Source organism: Sphingomonas adhaesiva (assembly GCF_036946125.1).
Classification (GTDB): domain Bacteria; phylum Pseudomonadota; class Alphaproteobacteria; order Sphingomonadales; family Sphingomonadaceae; genus Sphingomonas; species Sphingomonas adhaesiva_A.
Map to the genome: position 1 here is coordinate 22,481 of NZ_JAQIJT010000002.1, position 19,738 is coordinate 42,218.

Consider the following 19,738-nt stretch of genomic DNA (forward strand, 5'->3'; position numbering starts at 1 on the left):
CGTCATTGCCGATAGTTAGCTGACAAGCGCTACTGATCGATGGCGACCGTCGCACCGGCGGTAAGCACCGGGCAATCTGGAAATGGAGGGCGAGATGCCGCCCTTCGCCTGATCAGGCCGCCTCTCGCACGTCCGATCGGACGAGGTCGGGACGCTCGGGGTGGATGGCCCGCCACGCCGCGTCGAGGACCGTGGATGGAAGTTCATGTCCCGCGAGGTCCAGACACGCGTCGGCGAATTGTTCAGGCCAGGGATCGCGCAGGGTGATTGAAGGCGCGTTGGACAGTGGCTGAACGGGTCCCCAGAACACGGGACCGGGCTCGATCCGCTCGACCCTGACACCGCGATAGAGGAGGGGATCGGGCCAGCTTCCGCCGCGCTTCATGAGGAGCTTGGCCTGCTTGCCGTCGGCAGGTGCATCGCGGAAGTCCGCCAGCAGGAGCGGTGCGCCGTGACTGACGTGGACGAAGGGGCCGCACTGCTCGAAGCACAGGTGCGACGGCCCGGTGCCTGTGGGAAGCGTGACGTAGGTCACCGACTGGATCAGCATTGCAGGGCCACGCGTGCCGTCGTCGACGACCATGTGTTCGCCGATGGGCGGACGCGTGCCGCTGGTCTCGGCTCCGTTCGCGTCGAGGTAGGTGCAGCGGTCCCTCGACCAGACGATGCAGATCGCCTGCGCGGTGCGGTCGATCCGTTCCCTGACGAGCGTCACCAAGCGGGTGCTGCCGGCATCGGTGATGTTGCCGTAGGCATCCGCGAAGCCGTCGCCGATGACGTGGAACAGAGTGTGGGGATCGAAGTCGGTCGCGATGTTGGCAACGCCCACCGACCACTTGGTATTGCGGTTCTCCGCCCGGATGATCAGGTGCGGGAAGTCACGGTTCTTCTTCGTGCTCGGAACGAGTTTCATCATTGCCTCCCAGGTCTAGACTCGTCTTCGACCAAGCTTGTCCGTCGTCCCAGCGAAGGCTGGAACCTATGTCTCTGTCGGGTGGCACATCGATCACTCATGGGCCCCAGCCTTCGCTGGGGTGACGGTCGTGCGAAGGCGATCGAAGACCGTTCTAATCGTTGAATTGGAAGGTCAATTGCTATGGCGTCCCTGATTGTGCCTGAAGCGATCTGCCAATCGCAGGTCCGGGTGAGGGAACATCACATAAACGGGCGCGGATGTATGGTAAGGGCAGGTTCGCGCAGTTTTGAAGTAGGCAAACGGGAGGCCGCCTCACCTTGGCTAGGCGGCCAGCATGAAGTTGCCCGGACAGATCATTCGAAGCTTTCGGATGTCATGGCGGGCCTTAGCCCCTTTACGGTTCAGAACTACCTCCTGCGATCCCACCACACCTGCAAGTATAGTTGCATCCTTTAGAATGACCTTGGCAGCAGCGAAGTCAGGGTCGCCGGTGCCGTAACGTTCCACCTTGATCCTTGCCACGGATGCAAACGGTACGTCGACGGCTCCGTCGGTAAGCGCCATCGTGAACCGCTCTGTTTCCAGAACAGCCTGCATGATTTCGCCGTTCCCACGCTCAACCGTGTCCCAGACCGGAAGCTGCATCAGGTTGTCCAGCATCCAAGTCGGCGTCCGACGCCCGTCTCCGGCCTGCAAACGATTACGAAGTCCATTCAAGTCCAACATGCGATTACCAGATTTCAGGTCGCCGTGAACGACTGCTCCCCCGTCCGGGAAGACGATCACGGGCTCGATGTTCGTTCCTACCCACCTAGTATCGTGGCGAGTTAGATGCCGTCGGGCCGCTTCCGAGAACTCGACCGGGCCTAGCAGGGGATTGCGTACGATCTCATCTCTCCACGAGCCGTCGGGATGAAGCTTACGCTTGATCAACTTGCGCGGGATCGGCTGTAGGCTGCGGCCTGCGGGGGCAAGCTGGCCCTTCCAAGCACGAAGATCGATGGCGAAGACCCTACCTTCATGCGCCACGACGATATCCGCCGAAGTCTGATAGTCGCCTCGACCAGTGACGACGCGCCCTGGGTAGACTTTGGCAGACGCTTCGCCAAGCATTTCGAACAGCTTAGCCATCTGAGAAAATCGATAGGCTTCCACGCCGCGTCTGCTCGAAGCCATAGCGGCCAGCGCGGCACCTATGATTGCCGGCTCCAACATTGCCTCCGCGAGCGTGCTGACGTCCTGCGGATCGGTACTCGCCGTAGCTCGGAACAGCCACTTTTCCGCGAACTCGACCACCATCGGCAGGCAAAATCCGCCGACGACGGCTCCGAGGGGGCCTCCAAGCAGAAGCCCAATCTCGGCACCCACCAGGCCCGAAACGCCGACCTTTGCGGACGAGGCGACGCCCTGTCCGAACTGAGCCCAGGTCTTGCTGCCCATCGCAACCTGAACGGCTCCCCATGCCGCATCGGTCACGAAGATGGCAGCTGCGGCTGGCGCCGAACTGCCGAGCGCCCGCTTGGCCAGTTGGGAGCTGACACGCTCGGCATACACGCGGGCGGCCGAGGTGGCCGCGCCTGATGCTGCACCTTTAACTGTAGCGGAAAGAGTTCCTGCTGCGGTTCCCTTCAAAGCATCGACACCAGCGGTCGCAACCCCCTTTTCTCCTTTGGCGACGCTGGCGACGGCCTGTACAGTATGGGCTACACCGGAGATTGCAGCTCCGATTGGGGCAGCGGTTCGAGCGCCGTAAACGGCACCCTGAACCGTCCGCCTGCCCATGCCGCCAACGATGTCTGACGTAGTTACGGAACCCGCCTTGGCCTTCTGGCCAACATCCTGACTTTCTCGCCGGGTGCGCGGCTGGCTTTCAACGCCTTCAGCCTTGATCCGATCGGTAGTCCTGTGCTCCACCTCGGCCCATTCTTTGGACACATCGGGTCGGCCGGCGCTATCCTTGAGCTTCATTTTGCGAGCGTGCTGTTGCACGTCCTGAATCTGATCGGCGGGTACTAAGCGATCCTGTTCGCCATAGCCGCGCTGATGTTTCGCCGTGTGTTTGGCCTGCCCACACACCTTGCTCGAAGCTTCACGTATGGCTCCTCCGTCCTTACCGCTACGAACGACGATGTCAGGACTGAGCTCCTTGTTGGAGGCCAAACGTACGGCCCTGACCTTCTTGCCCTGGAAGCTCGCATCTACATTGAAGGTAGCGGCGTGATCTGCTTCGGCGGTGTGCCCGGCAAGGATTTCGGATTTGCAGTTGCCCCACTGCTTGCCAACCTGATTGATCTTCTTTGCACCTCGATCCAAGCTTGCTTTCACATCTGTCGTGTAGCGCAAGCTCTCGCCGATGAGAGCGCCGCGGGCAGCCGCTGCGCTAGCTTTGGCACTTTGGCCATCCTCGACAATAGGTTTTGTGATCGGCGTATGTGTTTTCTGAATTACGACACGGTATGATCTCTTTTCCCGGATCGTCCCGTCATCGTCCGAACCTGCCGCCCCTGCCATCTTCGCCCCTTCCATCAGGAAGCAGTACGCTTGCTGCCCGAATGTCGCGCGTCAACGCGTTGCGACCAGCATCAGCCAAGTTGCGAGGGCGAGCAAGAGAATACGGCCATGCTGAAAGTCGAAATGCCTATCTTGCCTTGTTCACCCCGACCTCATTGTGTCACCAAACACATGATTGCTGTTACGCGACGGCAGCGCCAAGGCCACCACTTGTCTCCCTACACAGCACCTGTATGGCGCAGGCTCTTGTCCTAGGTCGCCAGCGCTCTGGCCCATTACGGGCGTTTGCGGGTGTGTCGCGGTGACGATCGAAAAGCCGCCGATACCACCGCGATGCGGATTGATCGTGTTAACACTCTCCGCGTAGAGCAGGCACGTTCGCCAGCAGGCGGACCGAGGCGTGGAAACCTCGCAACGACAGCCGATGCCCGGACGAAAGAGATTTCGGCCGGGGAGCGGGTGTGCATGTCCAGGGCGCGAGCCTAAAGACACTCGCGCCTGTCTCGTTGCAGGTTTCCAATCCCCGGCTTTCGGGCCGGCACCGCCTCGTTTCAACAGGGCGGTGCCGCCGGCTGGAGGAGCCGGACGGCAGCGCCGCGAACGGGGTTCGGGCGTGCACGTGTTCGGGGAGGGCCGCAGCAGGCGGCTGAGGATCATCAGGAATTCGACGGCGGTATCCGCGGCCGTGCTGCTCGCCGCGTGCGGCGGCGGCGGTGGCGGCGTCAGCTCGCCCGGCGGCAACGCGCCGCCCACCGGCACGCCGGCCCCGACGCCGCCGGCCACGCCCGCCCCCACGCCGCCACCAACCCCGACGCCCACGTCCGCTGCCGACGCCCCCGAGTACAAGGCGTCCGGCGCGGTCGTGTCGGCGAAGGCCGCCTACGCGTACGACCGCGGCATCACCGGCAAGGGGGTCACGATCGCCATCCTCGACACCGGCATCGACGTCTCGGGTCGGGAGTTCGCCGGTCGCATCTCGCCGGACAGCACTGCCTTCGACCAGGCGATCGCCCGCTGCGCCACCTGTCCGCCGGAGACGATCCGCTTCGACGTGAAGGACGTGAAGGGGCACGGCAGCCGCGTCGCCGGCATCGCCGCCGCCGCGCGCGACGGCGCCAGCGTGCAGGGCGTGGCGCCCGGGGCGACGATCCTGGCACTGAAGCTGAGCGGCCCCGACCTGACGAACGTCACACCCGGATCGGGTCCGGTGCCGGAAGGCGACGGCGCGAACGCAGCGCTGATCGCGCCCGCCATCCGCTACGCGCTCGACAAGGGGGCGTTCGTGATCAGCATGAGCCTGAACGGCGTGGCGACGGGCAAGGTCGCGGCCGAACAGCGCGCCGCCATGGACGCGGTGCGCCAGGCGGACCGGCTGCTGGTGGAGTCGATCTCGAACTTCACGGACGAGGACAGCTTCACCGGCACGATCGCCGAGAATCTGGTGGGCACCGACCGCGCCAACAAGGACTGGTTCCTGTTCGCGATCGGGGTGACCGAGAACGGCACGCCACGCCTTTCGAACGGCAACGCCGGCCCGCTCGCCGACCGCATGATCGCCGCCGCCGGCAACGAGGTGCGAACGGTCGACCAGAACGGCGCCGTCGTCGTCGAGACCGGCAACAGCTTCGCCGCCCCCGCGGTCGCGGGCGCGGCTGCGCTCCTCAGGCAGCACTGGCCGCAGCTCGGCGGCAGGGCGATCGCGCGCATCCTGCTCGACACCGCCACCGACGCGGGTGCGCCGGGCGTCGATCCGGTCTTCGGCGTCGGCATCCTCAACGTCGAAAAGGCGATGCAGGCGCAGGCGCCGGCCTCCTCCTTCGTCGCCGCGCAGGCGGTGCTGGCACGCTACTCCTCCCTGACGATGTCCGCCCCGTTCGGCGGCGGCGCGGCGATCGCCGGAAGGACGTCCACGATGACGGTCCTGGACCGCTACGGTCGCGATTTCGCCATGACGGGTACGTCCGGCATCCGCACCCGCGGCTCCGGCCTGCTCGCCGGCGCCATGCTCGGGTCATTCGACGCGCCGTGGCAGCGGACCGATGCGACGGACGCCCGCCTCGGCTTCTCGTCGTCGGTGCCCGCCTACTGGCAGGCCGTCCGCCCGAACCGCCCGGCCATGGTGTCGTTCTCGCCCGCGCCCGGCCAGACGGTGACGCTGGGCGCCAACGTGCTGGTCGGTAGCGGCGACGGTATCGCGGGCTCTCCCCTGCGCGGGGTCGTCGATGCGCCGGTCGGCACGACCTCGGCTTGGACCGGCTCCGGCTGGTCCGCCGGCTTCTCGTCCGGATCGTCCCGCGACGCGCGCACCGAGCTGCGCGGCCTGACCTTCTCCACCCCGCTCGGCTTCGGGTTCGAGATCTCGGACATGGTCGAGCGGGGCCAGGCTCTCGGGATGCGTGGCGGCGTCGAACTCGGCCTCGACGGCGCGCGGACCACGATGGCCTCCCTCACCGCCCGTCGGATGATCGCCGGCGTGCTCGTGTCGGCGCGGGCGACCGCCTCCACCACCCGCGTCGTCGGCGGCTCGGAGATGATGCGCTTCTCTGGACCGGTGCGGGGCAGCGCGTTCGCGGTCGAGGGGGCACGCAGGCTGCTCGGCGGTACCGCCATGCTGGGGGTGTCGTCCCCGCTGCGGGTCGAGCGTGCGCGGTCCACCCTCCTCGTGCCGGTCGCCTACGACCTGATGACCGGGGCGCTGACCACCACGACGACCATGGTCGACCTCGCGCCCGATGCCCGCGAGCTGGATCTGGAGATCGGCTGGTCGACGTCGCTGTCGCGGACCTCCTCGCTGCGCCTCGGCGTCGCCCGCGCCTTCGACGCCGGGCACGTGGCGGGAGCGAGCGACACCGCGGGCTTCGTCGCGCTGGTGCTGCGGTGAGCGCCCCGTTTCGGGCCCGTCCGCCGCCCGGGCCGGCCGCCGTCCACCAGTAGATCGAACGTCCACCAACGGACCTGCGACGCCGGGACGTCTCCCGGCGGACGACGACGCACGTCCATCGAACACGAGGGAAAAGCATGATGACCAGGATCACGGCCATGATCGAGGGAACGGCGTGCTGCGGCATCGTACGATCCGCACCGACATCGCCCGTCTCACCGAGCTCCGAACCCGTCAGGGAGACATCGACGATGAGCTTCATCTCGCGCGCGTCGCTGCTGGGGGCCGCAGGGCTTGCCGCGGCGGCGGCGAGCCCTTCCTTCGCTCAGGTCTACGACGGGTCGACTGCGGCCAGACTGATGGACAAGGTCCTCGGCGGCCCGCGCTGGGGCTCGGTCGCCGATTTCGACGTCGCCGGCGTCAGGCTGGGCATGACGCCCGAGGAGGCGCGTGCGGCGTTGAGGAAGGGCGGCCTCGTCCCGGCCGCGGAGGACCCGCAGCAGGACGCCTTCGGCGCGGTGGTGTCCCGGCGCGCCGCGGAGCGGGGCGGCGCTGGAGCGGATCGTGGCACGGTGCCGATGTTCACGATGGCGCGGGGCGTACAGGGCGAGACGGTCGAAGTGTGGTACGCCGCCGCCCGCGACGGGGCGCGGGTGACGCAGGTGAAGTACCTGATGCCGACGAACCGGATGGAGGCGGCGGCCTTCTCGAGGAGCGTCGAGGCGAAGTACGGGCGACCCACCTTCCGGCAGGGCGCACAGGGCTTCTACTGCACCAAGCCCGAAAGGGTCTGTGCCGGCTACGCGTCGAAGGTGCTGCCGTACCTCGTCGCCGACACCGGCAGCGTCCACCATGGGCTCGACCTGCAGATGGGCGAGGAGTACCGCGCCGAGCTCAAGGCCGAAACGGCGGCGGCGGTCGAGGCGGCGGCGCCGAAGAACGCGAAGGCGTCGTTCTGATGCGCTCGTCCATCAAGCCCGTTTGCGCCCCGCTGGCGCTCGCTGCCTGCCTTGCGGTCGTCGCCTGCTCCGACGCTAGGACGCCGAGCGACGACGCGTTCCGGAAGGCGCTGGAGCCGGTCGTCGCGGATGCCTTCTGTCGAGCGCTGCCGCTCGGTCGCATCCAGCGGGAGGGTGCCCCGGACGACGAGGCGTTCCCGCTGATCGTGCCGGTCGAGCCGTTCCGCTTCGACAACCAGCCGCCGCGCGGGCCGGTGCTCGCCGTGCTCGACGAGGCGGCGCGGGCGGGCCTGCTGACGAGGACGGAAGGCGAGACGCTCGGGCGACAAGAGGGCTTTGACGAGCCCGCAAGCCGCAGGAGGACGATCTCCTACGCGCCGACGGACGACGGCAAGGCGTACTTCCGCGGCGTGGTGGGACGCACGTACGGCGGCGGCGAGCGCGTCTTCCCCAATGTCTGCCTGGCGAAGGGCGAGATCGTCGACGTGGTGCGCTGGACGGAGCCCGCAGACCTGGGCGGGCGCCGCATGTCGCAGATCACCTACTCCTATCGCGGCGTCGATCCGATCCCGGTCGGACCGCCCGCCGAGCGTGCGAAGGTCGGGGAGGCGCGGGAGAGGACGGTGACGATGGAGCTGACGAACGAAGGCTGGCGAGTGTTGCCGCGGTGAGCCGGATGCGGAGTGGTTGGCGAGGCGTCGGCCGGATGCCATGCTTCTCACCCACTCCGGCTCCGACGCCGCGCATTGCCGCTAGCCTAGCGCGTTCGCTGGAAGTCGTCCTCCTTCTGCTCACGGTTGATCAGGTCCACCACGACGCGTACCGGTTTCAGCATGCGGTGACGGAACGCGCGTCGCAGCCAGGCCCGCAACGTGTCGCGGGAGGTAGTTCGACGGCAGGATCATTCTTCGGAATGACGCGAGTTTCAGGCCTAGCCTCGTCTAGGTAGCAGCCAGGGACACGAAAGTTCGGCCGCTGTCCGCACGCATTGCGCTTGCCGATGTCTTACGGGTGCCCGATCCTCATTGCATGAAGACGAACGCAACGGTGCTGCTCACCCAGGTCGGAGCCCAGCGGTCGACACGCGACAGGATAGAACGGCATTACCGTGAGCGCTTGGCTCCGACGTTCACCCCCTTCCAGTTCTTGGACACGGGGGAGAACGGGCTTTCCCGGGTGATCGCTTGGCTGTTGGACCCGGTTGGAAGCCACGGGCAGGGTGATCGTTTCCTGAGCTCATTCCTGGCATGGGTCGGCGTGGATTGGCCGGCCCCGAGCGTCGCCCGTGCAAAGGTGCGGAATGAGGCACCTTTCACGCGAAGCTCGAGAACCCGTCGCCTGGACGTCCTGGTTACGAGCGGCCGATACGCCCTCGCGATCGAGAACAAGCTGACCGCCATCGACCAGCCTGGACAGGTGAGCGACTATTTAGGCCACCTGGCTGCCAATTACGGCCGAGACGCCTTGTTGATCTACCTGACGCAGGATGACGAACGCGTTCCCAGCGACGTGAGCTTGGAGCGGCGGCTGAAACTGAAGGCCGAGCGAGACGGCAGACTGCTATGCAGGAGTTACTCCCAGCTGGCAGACTGGCTGCTCGCCTGTCGTGTCGCCTGCCAAGCGCCCTCAGTGATCACATTCATAGATGGTATGTTGCTTCACGTCCGTAGGACTGTGTTGGAGATCGAGGACATGGACGAGGCCGATCAGCTGGCGGAAGACATCTGTGGCTCGCGGTCCAAATTAGAGGCTGCGCTGGAGATCTATCAGACCCGAAGTCTGGTCGAGATGAAACTCGGGCACTCTTTCGTGAGTACTCTGGGGGCGAAGATCTCTGAGCATCCGGGTTGGAGCTTTGATCATGAAGGCATAGAGGCGGGGGAGCCGAATGGATGGCTGATCATCCGCTTCAGCTCAGAAGCGAGGTTCGCGTTCGGCGTCGGCTTTGACCGCGCACGGTATCACGAGTTCTTCTACGGCTTGCGGCATGCCGATCCTTCGAAGAACCACCGCCGCAAGGCACCAGACGAGCTCGTCGCGCATGTGGAGAAGGCATTGGGATCGGAGAAGTCCAGTTTAACCTGGCCGGTCTGGAAGACGCCGGGTACCAACGACCCGTATTTTCCGGCAGGCCGGCATCCAGGAACGACGCCTGACTTCTGGCTTGAACTGCACGACGGGAGCTTTGCTGACCGGATCATCCAGTTCGTCGCCGAGATGGAGCGCCAGCTCAAGACGGCCAGACGGGTGGCTTGCCTGAAACGCTATCGCGGCGAGTAGCTTTGACGAAGCACGAGATCTAGTTGCGACGGAGGACCGTTGATTCGGAAGCGTGAACGATCTTGCCGCCGCGTTCGATGACCGTGCGTCGCGCAGGTTCATTGCCCAGTCGGCTCCATAGGACACGAACCTCGTTCAGCTCGTCGTGCTGCCCCCTGAACGACTGGTGCAGAGCGGAGATCAACGGAACCTCATGGAGCGAACGCGGAACCGGTGCCGGTTCCTTTTCGCTCGGTACGGCGCTCGGCATCAGGTAGATGCACGGCGGCGTTAGCCGCCACGGCCCGACCTCCGTCAGCCTGACTCCCTCTTCCTGACGACGCGCGAGCTTCGGACACGGACGTCCCAGCGTGCCGCACCGCCAATCCCAGATCACGACCGCATCGACCTGCTGTTGTCGTAGAATGATCTCGGCACTGAGCCTCGTGTGGATACCGGACCATGCATTCAGGCGCGGGTCGGCCCCCGGGCTTGTGCAGATGCTCCAGATGATGAACTCGTCAACTCCGGCCGGGCGTTGGAAGACGTTGGTGTTGTTGCCGTCCAGGCATCCCTTCACCGCGACGGCCGCAGCAGCACCGGTCGCCATCCGGACGAGGAAGTCGTATCGCGTGCCGCCGGCTGCTTCTTCGTAGTCCTGGACGTATCCATTGTCCTGGAGGTGGTTCAGGATGCGTCGAACGAACTGCCGCTTCTCGGCTCGAGCGGCTGAGTACTGTCCGCGGATACGCTCGACGGCACCTCTCAGAATGCCACTCTGGTAGAATTCGGTCTCGTCCAGACCATGCTCGCCGAGCAGATGAGCCTGCGTCTTGATGGTTTCGGCGAAATCCTCGATGCGCCGGCGCAGCGCGTCGTTCCTCGTGCACGGGATTACGGCGGAGGCAAGATCCGCCGGATCGTGCTCTCCGCCGTCGCCGCCGTTCAGACGAGTTCCTCAACGACGTCGTTGGCCTCGGCTTCAATCTGGTTCGCAGCGAGGATCGGCTCCAGGATATTCGCCGCGAGGTGCCTCACCACCGGCACGGCCACCCCGTCGCCCGTTAGGTGGTACGCGTCGTTGTAGTTCCTCGGCAGCTTGTACCTGTCCGGCAGGCCCATGAGCCGGGCGGTCTCCCGAGCCGTGATCAGTCGGGACCGGACCTGCTTGCCTTCAACGACCACGATGAGCTGGCGACTGGATCCGCCGGCCGGGGTCCGCAGGCATCCGGACACGTTGTCGAAGCGGATCTCGGCGCGCTGCACCTTGCCTGCGGACGCCGTGGGTCTCGTCCTCTTGTAGACGCAGCCGACGACGCGCTTGCCGGTTTCGCGCACGCCTTCGACCTTCGCCCGGTTGATGGGCGACATCATGTCGAGAAGCGCTCTGGTCTCCTCCTCCGAGCGCCAGGCGACCCCGTCGGACGGAGACTCGATCAGGTCGGCGAAGTTCTTCTTGCGCTTGGGCGGAACCGGGAGGTGCCACCACAACCAGCGCTGGGCCACCTCCTCGGGCATCTTGTCGTAGGCCGCGACGAGCTGACGCGTGTGGAAGCGCGATTCCGGTCCGGTCACGGTGAGGTCGGCTGGCACGTCGACGCCGTCCTTTACCGCGATCACGAAGAGGCGTGGCCGGGACTGGGGGACGAAGAGGGCCGCATCGACCACCAGGGCCCCGCATCGATAGCCCTGTTCGACGAGCGCGGTAGCGATCGCCACGAAGTCGCTTCCGCCATGGGAGGTCAGGGTGGCGGAGACGTTCTCGAGGACGATGAGCCTAGGCGCGCGATCCTCGGCGTTCAGCCCGCTGATCAGCGACCAGAAGGGCCAGAACGTCCCCGACCGCTCACCCTTCAGACCGGCACCGCCGCCTGCGAGGCTGAGGTCCTGGCATGGGAAGGACGCCCACGCGAGATCGACCCTGCCGGGTAGATCCGCGACCTCCACCTCGCGCACGTCGCCGACGGTGAGTTCGCCGTCGCCCCAGTTCTCCTGGTAGGAAGCGCCCTTCTTGTGGTCGAAGTCGTTGGCGAAGCGGCAGGTCCAGCCCTGGCCTAGACCGGCGCGTGCCATGCCCCCGCCCGCGAAGAACTCGTAGAAGTCACGCATCGGCCGTCTCCCGCGTCGGCTGCCGCTCACGCTGCAGCTTCTCGGCGATCGCTTCGGCGATCCACGTGTTCCGCGACACGTTGCCCGTGCGCTCTGCCCTGGATGCGTCGATGGCGGTCATCATCTCGTCGTCGATTCGCAGGCTCGTGTGTGTCGTCGCCATGTTTGCGCCCTTCCGCAAGCTGTAATCTATAGTGGCGCCACTCTGGCGCCAATGCAAGTAGATTCATGCTCTGTTCTTCGCTTTAACCGAGACCCGAAACGACCTATGTTGATGGGACACGGGGACGTTCTGTTACGCAGGGGGAGATATCGGGATGGGTGCCAGCGAGGCAGCGCCGTGTCGTCACAGGGGTGCACCGCCCGACGACATAGTGGATCGGGTGGCTGCGGTGGTGCGCGCGTTGGGCGAGGACGAAGCGTTCCTCAACCGTAACGGGTTGTCCGGGGACGACTTCAGGCTCGCGCTGCCGACGGCGATCGAGCGCGTGAGAGGGAGCCAGTCGGCGAGCAACAGCGAGCGCCGCGAGTTCCTCGTCGCCTTGTTCGAGTTCCTGGTTGCGAGGGGGGCGATCTCGTCCTTCAGCCGTCCGACCTACGGAGACGACACGGTCTACCGGCTCAAGGTCGGCGGGTCCGGCGACATCGCGGTCATCCAGAAGGGGTGCCCCGACGGACGGCACAGCAGCGTGGCCTGGTCAGTACCGGACTGGGCAGCGGAGACCTACGTCTGGTGGCTCTGCTCAAGTCTGACGAAGGAACCGGGCTGGCACGTCTCGGCCGGCGTGAAGCGTATGAGGGGGCGCTTCTTCAATGATCAGGGCGAGACGCTCGATGGCGTGATCTTCCACAACAACGTCTGCGGCTCCGACCATCGACCGTGCCCGAAGATGTCGCGCGCCGTCGACATCGGCGGCATGCGTGTCCCACCCCCGTGCATCTGGGTCACGCCGGACGCAGGCGGTGGCCCGGACTACAACTGGGCTGGCACGATCCAGCGGAAGTTCCCGGCCATCCTGCTCTCGGGGTTCGGCATTCCGCCGGAGGAGGCGGCGCTCTACACGGGACATGTCGGTTTCCAGCGTGGCGCTGGCGTGGACAGGACGAACATCACCTCGCGATACGGCAGCGGCCGCGTCACGAACGCAAGGAGCTGAGGATGACGAACCCGCTGGTTGACCAGGAGAGATTGCAGTTCCTCGAAGCTCGCAAGGCTTCGAGCACGAAGAAGGGGCTGCTGCCCGCTTGGCCTCGCACCGACAAGGAGCTGCCGCTCGTCGACCTCGACGTGAAGTGGGTGCGGTTCTCGACGCTGAACCACCGGACCAAGTCGGAGCAGATGCGCATCGTCCGGCAGCGCGGCGAAACGGATCTGTTCACGGCCGACCCGCTCGGCGCGGAGGCCCAGAAGGAACAGTTCGCCATCCTATCGGGACAGGAGGGCTTCGCGGACCTGAAGGCCGACCTGAGGGAACGCGGGCAGCAGGACCCCGCGGTCGTCACCTCCGAAGGCGTGCTCATCAACGGCAATCGCCGATCGGCCGCCCTTCGCAGCCTGTTCCTCGACGACACCTACATGCCGGCGCAGTACGTGAAGTGTCTCGTGCTGCCGGCGGACGCCACCTTGGCCGAACTGGTGGATCTCGAGACGGAGCTCCAGATCGCCCGCGACTTCAAGGTCGACTACACCTGGGTGAACGAGGCCCTTCTCATCGAGGAGCTGTTCGACCGCGAGGGCAAGAGCTGGGCAAAGGTCGCCTCCCGCATGCACAAGCCGGTCGCGGACGTCAGGACGCAGTACGAGAAGCTGCAGCAGCTGCATCAGCTCGTTCACCTCTCGAACGGCACGCGTCACCACGCCGATTTCGTGCCGAACGAGTCCGCGTTCACGGAACTCGCCCGACACATCAAGGGCAAGCCGGCCGCCGAGGCCGCTTCGGTCCGGGACGCCTACTTCCTGGGCACTCTGACTGGGGTGAATTACCGCGCCCTGCGGCATCTGCAGCGTGCCGACGCGAGCGCCCTCGTCCGTCAGGAGCTCCAGGCCGAGGTGTCACTGGCGGCGCTGCTGACCCCGGCTCAGGAGGAGGTTGCGACCGACGAGGTCGACCTGCTGGACGACGTGCTCGGCGGCGGTGGTGACGGCGGGACCGAGCAGCAGGCGGACCTCAAGAACGTGTTGTCGTTCCTCGCCCGGAACGGCGGCGAGCAGGAGATCGAGGTCGCCGGCAAGAAGGTCCAGGTCGAGGACCTGATGCGATCGGTCAAGGCCGCGGTCGATCAGGCCGCCGACGAGGCGAGCAGCCAGACCGAGGAGAAGACGACCGTCACGGCTCCGACTGAGCTCATCGCCGCTGCGCTGAAGAAGCTCACCAAGGCGAAGGAGGCTTTGCCGAAGGCAAGGGTGATCGATCAGTGGAAGGAGGACGCCTTCAAGGCGCGCCTCGCGGAGTTGAAGGCCGCGGTCGCCGAACTCGAGAAACCCGCATGATCAGCGCCGAGCTCTACCGGCAGGGGCAGCCAACGGTCATCGTCGAGCGCTCGGACGATGCGAACGTCGGTGCCTGGGCGAGGCTCCAGGAGGCGTTGGCGCGCGGGGTGCTGTCCGGTTCCGCCCGGCAGACGGTCGTGCATGCCGACGTGTTCCTTGCCGAGCTTGACGTCCTCCGCGAGGTTCGGGGGGTCTTCGCCGAGAAGGTCACCCTCGGGGAGACCTTGACGGCGCAACTCAGGTCGATGGCGCAGGACCGCAGGGCGAGGGAGGAGGCGACGGCGGCTCTGGATGGGCCGCCAGCCGATTTGGATGTACTGGCTTCCGAATTGAGGCAGGCCGGGTTCAAACGGATATTGAAGCCGTTCCAGCTCGTGAATCTCGCGCACGTGCTGCGGCTGCCGCACGCTGCCGACTTCTCGGTGCCGGGTGCCGGAAAGACGACCGTCGCCCTCGCGGCATACGCCATCCGCAGACACCGCGGCCAAGTCAGCCGGCTGCTGGTGGTGGCGCCGATCGCCGCGTTCGAGGCCTGGCGAGAGGAGTCGGTTGCCTGCTTCGACATCCCTCTCGCGATGGCGACCTACGCGGGCGGCGACATGCACGTACCCAGCGAAGTCGAGCTGCTCGTCTCGAACTACAATAGGGTGGCCAGCGACTACGACACCATCAGGGCTTTCGTCGCGCGGGGCCAGACCCAGGTCGTCCTTGACGAGGCTCACCGCGTCAAACGAGGCGCGGCGGGCAAGCACGGTCGCGCGGTCCTCGATCTCGCTTATGCGGCCGCCCGTCGTGACGTCCTCACGGGCACGCCCGCACCTCAAGGGGCGCACGACCTGGTCGCCTTGGTGCAGTTTCTCTACCCTGCGCAGGACCGGCAGATCCTCCCTCATTCGGCGTACACGGAGAGTCTCGGCCGCGACGAGGCCGTTCTGGCGGAGACCCACGCGGCACTCGCCCGCTATTTCGTGCGAACCGCCAAAACCGAGCTGGGTCTGCCGGGGACCGACTTCCAGGTAATCAGGCGACCCATGTCGCCGATCCAGCGTGCGATCTACGACGCGCTTCTCGGCCGGTACAGGTCCCAGCTGGCAGGCGGGGACGACAGCCTGCGGGACATGCGTCGGCTTGGACAAATCGTGATGTACCTGCTTGAGGCCGCCACCAATCCGATGCTGCTGACGGCCGGGTCGGACCCCGGGGACGATCCGGGTTTCGCTCATCCGCCGGTGGAGCTCGACGGCAACGAGACGGTGGCCGAACTTCTTGCGCGCTACGGCAGCTTCGAGACGCCTTGGAAGTACCAGGAGGTGGTCAGGATCGTGGCGGACGCTGCCGCCCGCGGTGAGAAGGTCCTGGTCTGGACCAACTTCGTCAGAAACATCCGGCTTCTGCAGCGGATGCTGCGCCCCTACAATCCCGCGGCGGTGCACGGCGGCGTTCCTTCCGATCCGGATCCGGCTCCCGGAGTCGTCACCCGTGACGCGGAATTCAATCGGTTTCGCCACGATCCCACCTGTTCGGTGTTGCTGGCGAATCCGGCAGCGTGCGGGGAGGGCGTAAGTCTTCACCACTGGTGCCATCATGCCGTCTACCTCGACCGGTCATTCAACGCCGGCCACTTCCTCCAGAGCCAGGACCGGATCCACCGATTGGGCCTGGCGGACGGGACACTGACGACCTTCACGCTGCTGATCAGCGAGGAGACCATCGACGTCACGGTCGATGGGCGTCTCCAGGACAAGGTCCGTGCCCTGTCCACCCTCATGAACGATCCCGGATTGGTCCAGATCGCGCTGCCGTCCGCCGACGAGGGCGAGGACGGTGCCCCGGCGTTCGTCGACGATCTGTCGGCCGTGATGGACCATCTGGGTGAAGATGCGCGAGCTGCCTAGCAGAGGTCGCTGCCATGCGGCCTTCCTCCTCGCGTCGGTCGCTCGCTTGAAGAAGCAGGGCGACGTCGAGGAATGGCTCGCGGCGGCTCTCTCCGGTGCCAGTTACATGGCGGGCGCTCTCGACCTCGCCGGGACGGTCGGGGTGCTGGTGGGTGGAGGGCTTGCGGGATGCGGTGACACGGTCTGGATCAGGAAGGATCTGGCCAGGCTGAGCCACGTCGCAGATCGATCATCCTTCCTCGGCATCGCGTCGCTGCTTCTGAGGCGGTTTCCTCCCGACTGGATCGGCTTGGTGGTGTCGGACGGCGAGGTGATGTTGGACCTGATCCCGCCGAAGGACCTGAGCCGGTTGGAATGGCTTGGTCCGGATCTCGTGCCCCTGATCCTGAACGTTCATGCTCAAATCACTGCTCAGGCGGACGACGACCTCCGCAAGCTGCTCGGGACCGCGGGGGAGTTGGCGGTGATGGATGCCCTGCGGCGCGTCGGCTTGCACCCAGTTCACGTCGCGCTGGTATCCGACGCCTATGGATACGATATCGAAGTGGTGGAAGATGGTAAGACGCGGCGCTTGGAAGTGAAGACCTGCGTGCCGTCGACAGCCGACCGCATCATCATATCACGAAATGAATTTGCGAAGGCGATGTCCTTCGAGAAGGGATGGGAGCTGGTCCAGGTGACTCTAACTTCAGCGGTAATAGTGGCCGGAAGGGTCGAGGCGAAGGACGTGCTCCGCTTCCGGGGGTTGGAGAGCAAATCGATCGTTGATGCGGCTCCGGCCAAGTCGGAGACCTTCGACTGGCTGGAGTCGGCCGAACTGCGACCATTGGCGGACAGTTGGCGGCCGAGCGGGTTGGCTGTCTCCGACAAATTCAGCGTCGTTCTTGCCGAACTCTGAAGGTCGATCGGGGGAGTATGAGCGGGGCTGAGGCGGAGGATACCTAGCGGTCGTGAGGCGCGTCGCACCCGCTCTGCGGGTGCGACGCGATCAGCTAGGGGTTCCAGATCAGCTCGCGGCGATCGCAGGCAAATCGCGGTCCATGTTCGTCGCCGAAATCGCGAGAACCATCAGCAGGTGCTGGGTGAGGTCGGGCTGTCGACTGCGTCCCGCCATCTCGGCCCACGCGGGCCACCGGTCGAGGCGCACGCACAGCCATTCGTAGAAGGCGTCCCGCTGCTCCTCGTTCTCGAAGCGGAGGGACCAGCTCGTCTCCAGCACCGGCACCTCGCCCTCGCCGCGCTTGACCAGGATGACGTGCGGCCACGCCCCGATCTTCGTCCGGCGGAAGCCCACGCCCCACTTGAGCGCGGCCTGCTCGACCCTGGCTAGCCGCGCCTCGCGCTCCTCCGGGCCGAGACCGAGCTCGACGAGCTGGGCGACGGTCGCTCGACCGGGGCGATCCTTGCGAACGTCCTGCGGGCGAGTGCCCATCAGCATGTGGAGGACAGCCCAACCCTCGGCGGTGAGGCCGTCCCGACCGGCGATCAGGCCCTCGCGGGTGAGCCATGCCATGTACCAGCCGGAGAACTGGCCGCACCCTGTGAACATGTCGGTGGTGCGTTCGGCGCTCTCCGGCCGCCGACGCGCCCACTGCGCGAGGACGCCGTGGAGGAACTCGAGCTTGTCCTGTGGGATGTAGGCTCCTCGCGGCATGCCCAACCTCCCGTACCAGAACGCCTCCCGGATGGTGCCCCAGCGCTCGCCCGTCGCGTCGTCGACGAACTCGGCCGGGGTGCCGTCCCCGGGCTCGATCCTCAGCCAGCAGCCCCAGGGCAGCTCGGGATCGACGGGGAGGCGGCGGGTCATCGGCCGATCCTCCGCGGATCGTAGTGGGTTTCCCGGGGCCCTGGGTCCGCCTCCCTCGCGTCGCGGCCCTCCTCCACAGCCTTGAGCTGGGTGGCGAGGCGCACGCACTCCTCGTAGACGAACTGCTCCGTCTTGTAGGTCCGCTCGTTGACGCCCTCCAGCGTCCCGTTCTGCGCCTTCCGATAGCCGAATACGGGCATGACGTCGCCGGGCTGGTCGCACTCGAAGCCGAGCCACCAGGCGTCGTCCCCCCGCTGGGCGGCCGCATTCGCGTAGAGCGGATCGCGGCTGACGCGCGGCGGCTCGACGGCGACGTGGCAGATCGACCGGGCCTCTTCCTCCCGCCGCTGGCACTCGTGCGCGTAGCTGATGCCGCCGTGCACGCTGATCCCGAGCCCCGCGAAGGCGTATGGCTGCATGCCGTACAGCGGGTGCGTCGGGGGCACGGCGACGTAGCCGCCGAGGTGGCCGCCCTGCGCGGACCGCCGGATGATGCAGGCGTAGCCGCTCATCTGGTCGGTCCAGGCAATCTTGTCGGCCTCCTTGCTCCAGGGGCCGTCGTTGCTCGGGTGGACGTCGCGGACGTGGTAGACGGCATCCACCTGCACAGGCAGATCGCCGCCGTTCATCTTGCGCGCGGCGGGCAGGGCGGGCGGCTGGTGCTTGGCGAGGGCGCGGGAGTCGGTGTTCTTCTTCCTGGTCATGTGCCTGGTCCTTGTCGATGTGGTCGGCGGTGCCGATCGTGTGTGGGTCGAAGCGGTGGCGGCTCTCGGCGGATCACGGGCACGGGCCCGGCGTTCGCCGACGCCGATGGCTCCGACGTCGTCGTGGACGGTCATGTCGATGGTCTCCGGTGGTGCGCTCAGGCGTGGAGCAGCAGCCACTCCTCGTTGAAGTCCTTGCCGGCGCGCGGGAACAGCGTCTTGACGTCCAGTCCGAGCGCCTCGAACGCCCGCTTGGCCCTGCGCACGGCCGCCCGCCCGGCCTCGTCCGCGTCGCCGCACAGGGTGACGCATCTGACGTGCCGGGGCAGCGCGACGTGCGCGAGGTTGCCGTCGCCGAGCGCCGCCCAGACGGTCGCGCCGGGGAACATCCGGGTCAACGCCAGCCCGTCCTCGACGCCCTGGGTGAGCATGATCTCCGGCCTGGCCGGGCCCAGGCGTAGCGCGCCGCCCCGGATCTGGCCGAGGCTGAGCCGCGGGGATCCGCGCCGCGACTTGCGCCCCTCATTGTCGAGGAAGGTGCGCTGGATGCCGACGACGCTGCCGTCGACGTCCTGCACGGCGGCGATCATGGCGGGCTGCCGCGCACCCTCGGAGCCGTCGTCCCGCCAGAAGCGGGGAACCCAGGAGTGGCGGATGCAGCCGGGAATTTGTCCGTCCAGCCCGCGGTTCGCGAGGTAGGTCTCCACGACGGTGCCCTCCACCGCGACGCCTCGCCGGAACTCCTTCTTCGCGCGGTGTACGTTCGCCTGCCGCGTCGCGGTCGCCTGCGCCACGGTGACGCGATGCTCGGGCGGGCAGAAGCTGGACGACCCCATCAGCCATTCGCAGGACTCGAGGAAGCTGCGGCCGCCGACCTGCTGGACGAAGGCGATGACGTCCCCGCCGCGACCGCAGCCGAAGCAGTGGAAGACGCCCTTGGCGTCGTTGGCGTAGAAGGAGGGGGTTCGCTCCTCGTGGAGGGGGCACAGCCCCTTCATCTCGGTGCCGGACCTCACCAGCTTGGTGATGAGGCCGGCGACCGTCGTGATCGGGACGTCCTGCTTCAGTCGGGCGAGATCGATCTGCCCGGTCGCGGTCTTGTAGCAGGACCGGATGCTGCTCGTCGGCATGGTCTATACTCCCTTCGCGTCGTTCGTGGACGCATGCGGTTGAGCGTGGCCGGCTTTCCTCCGGCCCTCTGGCTCA

At 66.4% G+C, this 19,738-nt stretch carries 16 protein-coding genes; 8 read left to right on the forward strand and 8 right to left on the reverse strand.

The window, feature by feature from the left end; all coding sequences use genetic code 11:
- Positions 1-112: 112 nt before the first annotated feature.
- Both PGN23_RS06630 and PGN23_RS06635 read right to left on the reverse strand, forming a co-directional pair.
- Positions 113-916, reverse strand: coding sequence for a hypothetical protein (locus PGN23_RS06630; RefSeq protein ID WP_335302117.1), 804 nt, complete (start codon positions 914-916; stop codon positions 113-115).
- Positions 917-1,237: 321 nt separating this feature from the next.
- Complete coding sequence (locus tag PGN23_RS06635) at positions 1,238-3,427, reverse strand: hypothetical protein (RefSeq protein WP_335302118.1); 2,190 nt, start codon at positions 3,425-3,427, stop codon at positions 1,238-1,240.
- A gap of 613 nt (positions 3,428-4,040) precedes the next feature.
- On the opposite strand from PGN23_RS06635, the gene PGN23_RS06640 reads away from it, so the two are divergent.
- From PGN23_RS06640 to PGN23_RS06655, 4 genes are all read left to right on the forward strand, one after another.
- Complete coding sequence (locus PGN23_RS06640; protein WP_335302119.1) at positions 4,041-6,308, forward strand: S8 family serine peptidase; 2,268 nt, start codon at positions 4,041-4,043, stop codon at positions 6,306-6,308.
- A 137-nt stretch (positions 6,309-6,445) separates the two neighbouring features.
- On the forward strand, positions 6,446-7,267 hold the full coding sequence (locus tag PGN23_RS06645; protein ID WP_335302120.1) for a hypothetical protein: 822 nt from the start codon (positions 6,446-6,448) through the stop codon (positions 7,265-7,267).
- A complete protein-coding gene (locus tag PGN23_RS06650; protein ID WP_335302121.1) occupies positions 7,267-7,938 on the forward strand; it encodes a hypothetical protein in 672 nt (223 codons plus the stop codon). The genes PGN23_RS06645 and PGN23_RS06650 overlap by 1 nt, the downstream gene beginning before the upstream one ends.
- 358 nt (positions 7,939-8,296) lie before the next feature.
- A complete protein-coding gene (locus PGN23_RS06655; protein ID WP_335302122.1) occupies positions 8,297-9,547 on the forward strand; it encodes a PDDEXK-like family protein in 1,251 nt (416 codons plus the stop codon).
- Positions 9,548-9,566: 19 nt separating this feature from the next.
- On the opposite strand, the gene PGN23_RS06660 is transcribed toward PGN23_RS06655, so the two are convergent.
- From PGN23_RS06660 to PGN23_RS06670, 3 genes are all read right to left on the reverse strand, one after another.
- A complete protein-coding gene (locus PGN23_RS06660; protein ID WP_335302123.1) occupies positions 9,567-10,136 on the reverse strand; it encodes a hypothetical protein in 570 nt (189 codons plus the stop codon).
- 335 nt (positions 10,137-10,471) lie between these two features.
- Positions 10,472-11,635 carry a DNA cytosine methyltransferase gene (locus PGN23_RS06665; protein ID WP_335302124.1) on the reverse strand — a complete coding sequence of 388 codons (1,164 nt, stop codon included), beginning with the start codon at positions 11,633-11,635 and terminating at the stop codon, positions 10,472-10,474.
- Positions 11,628-11,798 carry a hypothetical protein gene (locus PGN23_RS06670; RefSeq protein ID WP_335302125.1) on the reverse strand — a complete coding sequence of 57 codons (171 nt, stop codon included), beginning with the start codon at positions 11,796-11,798 and terminating at the stop codon, positions 11,628-11,630. Before PGN23_RS06670 ends, PGN23_RS06665 begins: the two co-directional genes overlap by 8 nt.
- A 220-nt stretch (positions 11,799-12,018) precedes the next feature.
- On the opposite strand from PGN23_RS06670, the gene PGN23_RS06675 reads away from it, so the two are divergent.
- Genes PGN23_RS06675 through PGN23_RS06690 form a run of 4 tightly spaced genes read left to right on the forward strand, consistent with a single transcriptional unit; the run spans position 12,019 to position 16,919 of the window.
- Positions 12,019-12,792, forward strand: coding sequence for a hypothetical protein (locus tag PGN23_RS06675; RefSeq protein WP_335302126.1), 774 nt, complete (start codon positions 12,019-12,021; stop codon positions 12,790-12,792).
- Positions 12,793-12,794: 2 nt separating this feature from the next.
- Positions 12,795-14,126, forward strand: coding sequence for a ParB N-terminal domain-containing protein (locus tag PGN23_RS06680; protein ID WP_335302127.1), 1,332 nt, complete (start codon positions 12,795-12,797; stop codon positions 14,124-14,126).
- Positions 14,123-16,021, forward strand: coding sequence for a DEAD/DEAH box helicase (locus tag PGN23_RS06685; RefSeq protein ID WP_335302128.1), 1,899 nt, complete (start codon positions 14,123-14,125; stop codon positions 16,019-16,021). The genes PGN23_RS06680 and PGN23_RS06685 overlap by 4 nt, the downstream gene beginning before the upstream one ends.
- Entirely contained in the window at positions 16,005-16,919 is a 915-nt protein-coding gene (locus tag PGN23_RS06690) for a protein NO VEIN domain-containing protein (RefSeq protein ID WP_335304537.1), read from the forward strand. Before PGN23_RS06685 ends, PGN23_RS06690 begins: the two co-directional genes overlap by 17 nt.
- Positions 16,920-17,027: 108 nt before the next feature.
- Here the strand turns inward: PGN23_RS06690 and PGN23_RS06695 are convergent, their stop codons facing one another.
- The 3 genes from PGN23_RS06695 to PGN23_RS06705 all read right to left on the reverse strand — a co-directional run bounded on the left by PGN23_RS06695 (position 17,028) and on the right by PGN23_RS06705 (position 19,662).
- A complete protein-coding gene (locus PGN23_RS06695) occupies positions 17,028-17,828 on the reverse strand; it encodes a hypothetical protein (RefSeq protein ID WP_335302129.1) in 801 nt (266 codons plus the stop codon).
- Positions 17,825-18,532: a hypothetical protein gene (locus PGN23_RS06700; RefSeq protein WP_335302130.1), complete on the reverse strand. Its 708-nt coding sequence runs from the start codon at positions 18,530-18,532 to the stop codon at positions 17,825-17,827. Before PGN23_RS06700 ends, PGN23_RS06695 begins: the two co-directional genes overlap by 4 nt.
- Before the next feature lie 158 nt (positions 18,533-18,690).
- A complete protein-coding gene (locus PGN23_RS06705; protein ID WP_335302131.1) occupies positions 18,691-19,662 on the reverse strand; it encodes a CHC2 zinc finger domain-containing protein in 972 nt (323 codons plus the stop codon).
- Between the last annotated feature and the right edge of the window lie 76 nt (positions 19,663-19,738).

Coding starts and splice junctions, on each gene's coding strand:
- PGN23_RS06695 (WP_335302129.1), bottom strand. CDS start 17,828: ATGACCCGCCGCCTCCCCGTCGATCCCGAGCTGCCCTGGGGCTGCTGG.
- PGN23_RS06665 (WP_335302124.1), bottom strand. CDS start 11,635: ATGCGTGACTTCTACGAGTTCTTCGCGGGCGGGGGCATGGCACGCGCC.
- PGN23_RS06655 (WP_335302122.1), top strand. CDS start 8,297: ATGAAGACGAACGCAACGGTGCTGCTCACCCAGGTCGGAGCCCAGCGG.
- PGN23_RS06650 (WP_335302121.1), top strand. CDS start 7,267: ATGCGCTCGTCCATCAAGCCCGTTTGCGCCCCGCTGGCGCTCGCTGCC.
- PGN23_RS06690 (WP_335304537.1), top strand. CDS start 16,005: ATGCGCGAGCTGCCTAGCAGAGGTCGCTGCCATGCGGCCTTCCTCCTC.
- PGN23_RS06700 (WP_335302130.1), bottom strand. CDS start 18,532: ATGACCAGGAAGAAGAACACCGACTCCCGCGCCCTCGCCAAGCACCAG.
- PGN23_RS06635 (WP_335302118.1), bottom strand. CDS start 3,427: ATGGCAGGGGCGGCAGGTTCGGACGATGACGGGACGATCCGGGAAAAG.
- PGN23_RS06660 (WP_335302123.1), bottom strand. CDS start 10,136: ATGGCGACCGGTGCTGCTGCGGCCGTCGCGGTGAAGGGATGCCTGGAC.
- PGN23_RS06645 (WP_335302120.1), top strand. CDS start 6,446: ATGATGACCAGGATCACGGCCATGATCGAGGGAACGGCGTGCTGCGGC.
- PGN23_RS06670 (WP_335302125.1), bottom strand. CDS start 11,798: ATGGCGACGACACACACGAGCCTGCGAATCGACGACGAGATGATGACC.
- PGN23_RS06630 (WP_335302117.1), bottom strand. CDS start 916: ATGATGAAACTCGTTCCGAGCACGAAGAAGAACCGTGACTTCCCGCAC.
- PGN23_RS06680 (WP_335302127.1), top strand. CDS start 12,795: ATGACGAACCCGCTGGTTGACCAGGAGAGATTGCAGTTCCTCGAAGCT.
- PGN23_RS06685 (WP_335302128.1), top strand. CDS start 14,123: ATGATCAGCGCCGAGCTCTACCGGCAGGGGCAGCCAACGGTCATCGTC.
- PGN23_RS06705 (WP_335302131.1), bottom strand. CDS start 19,662: ATGCCGACGAGCAGCATCCGGTCCTGCTACAAGACCGCGACCGGGCAG.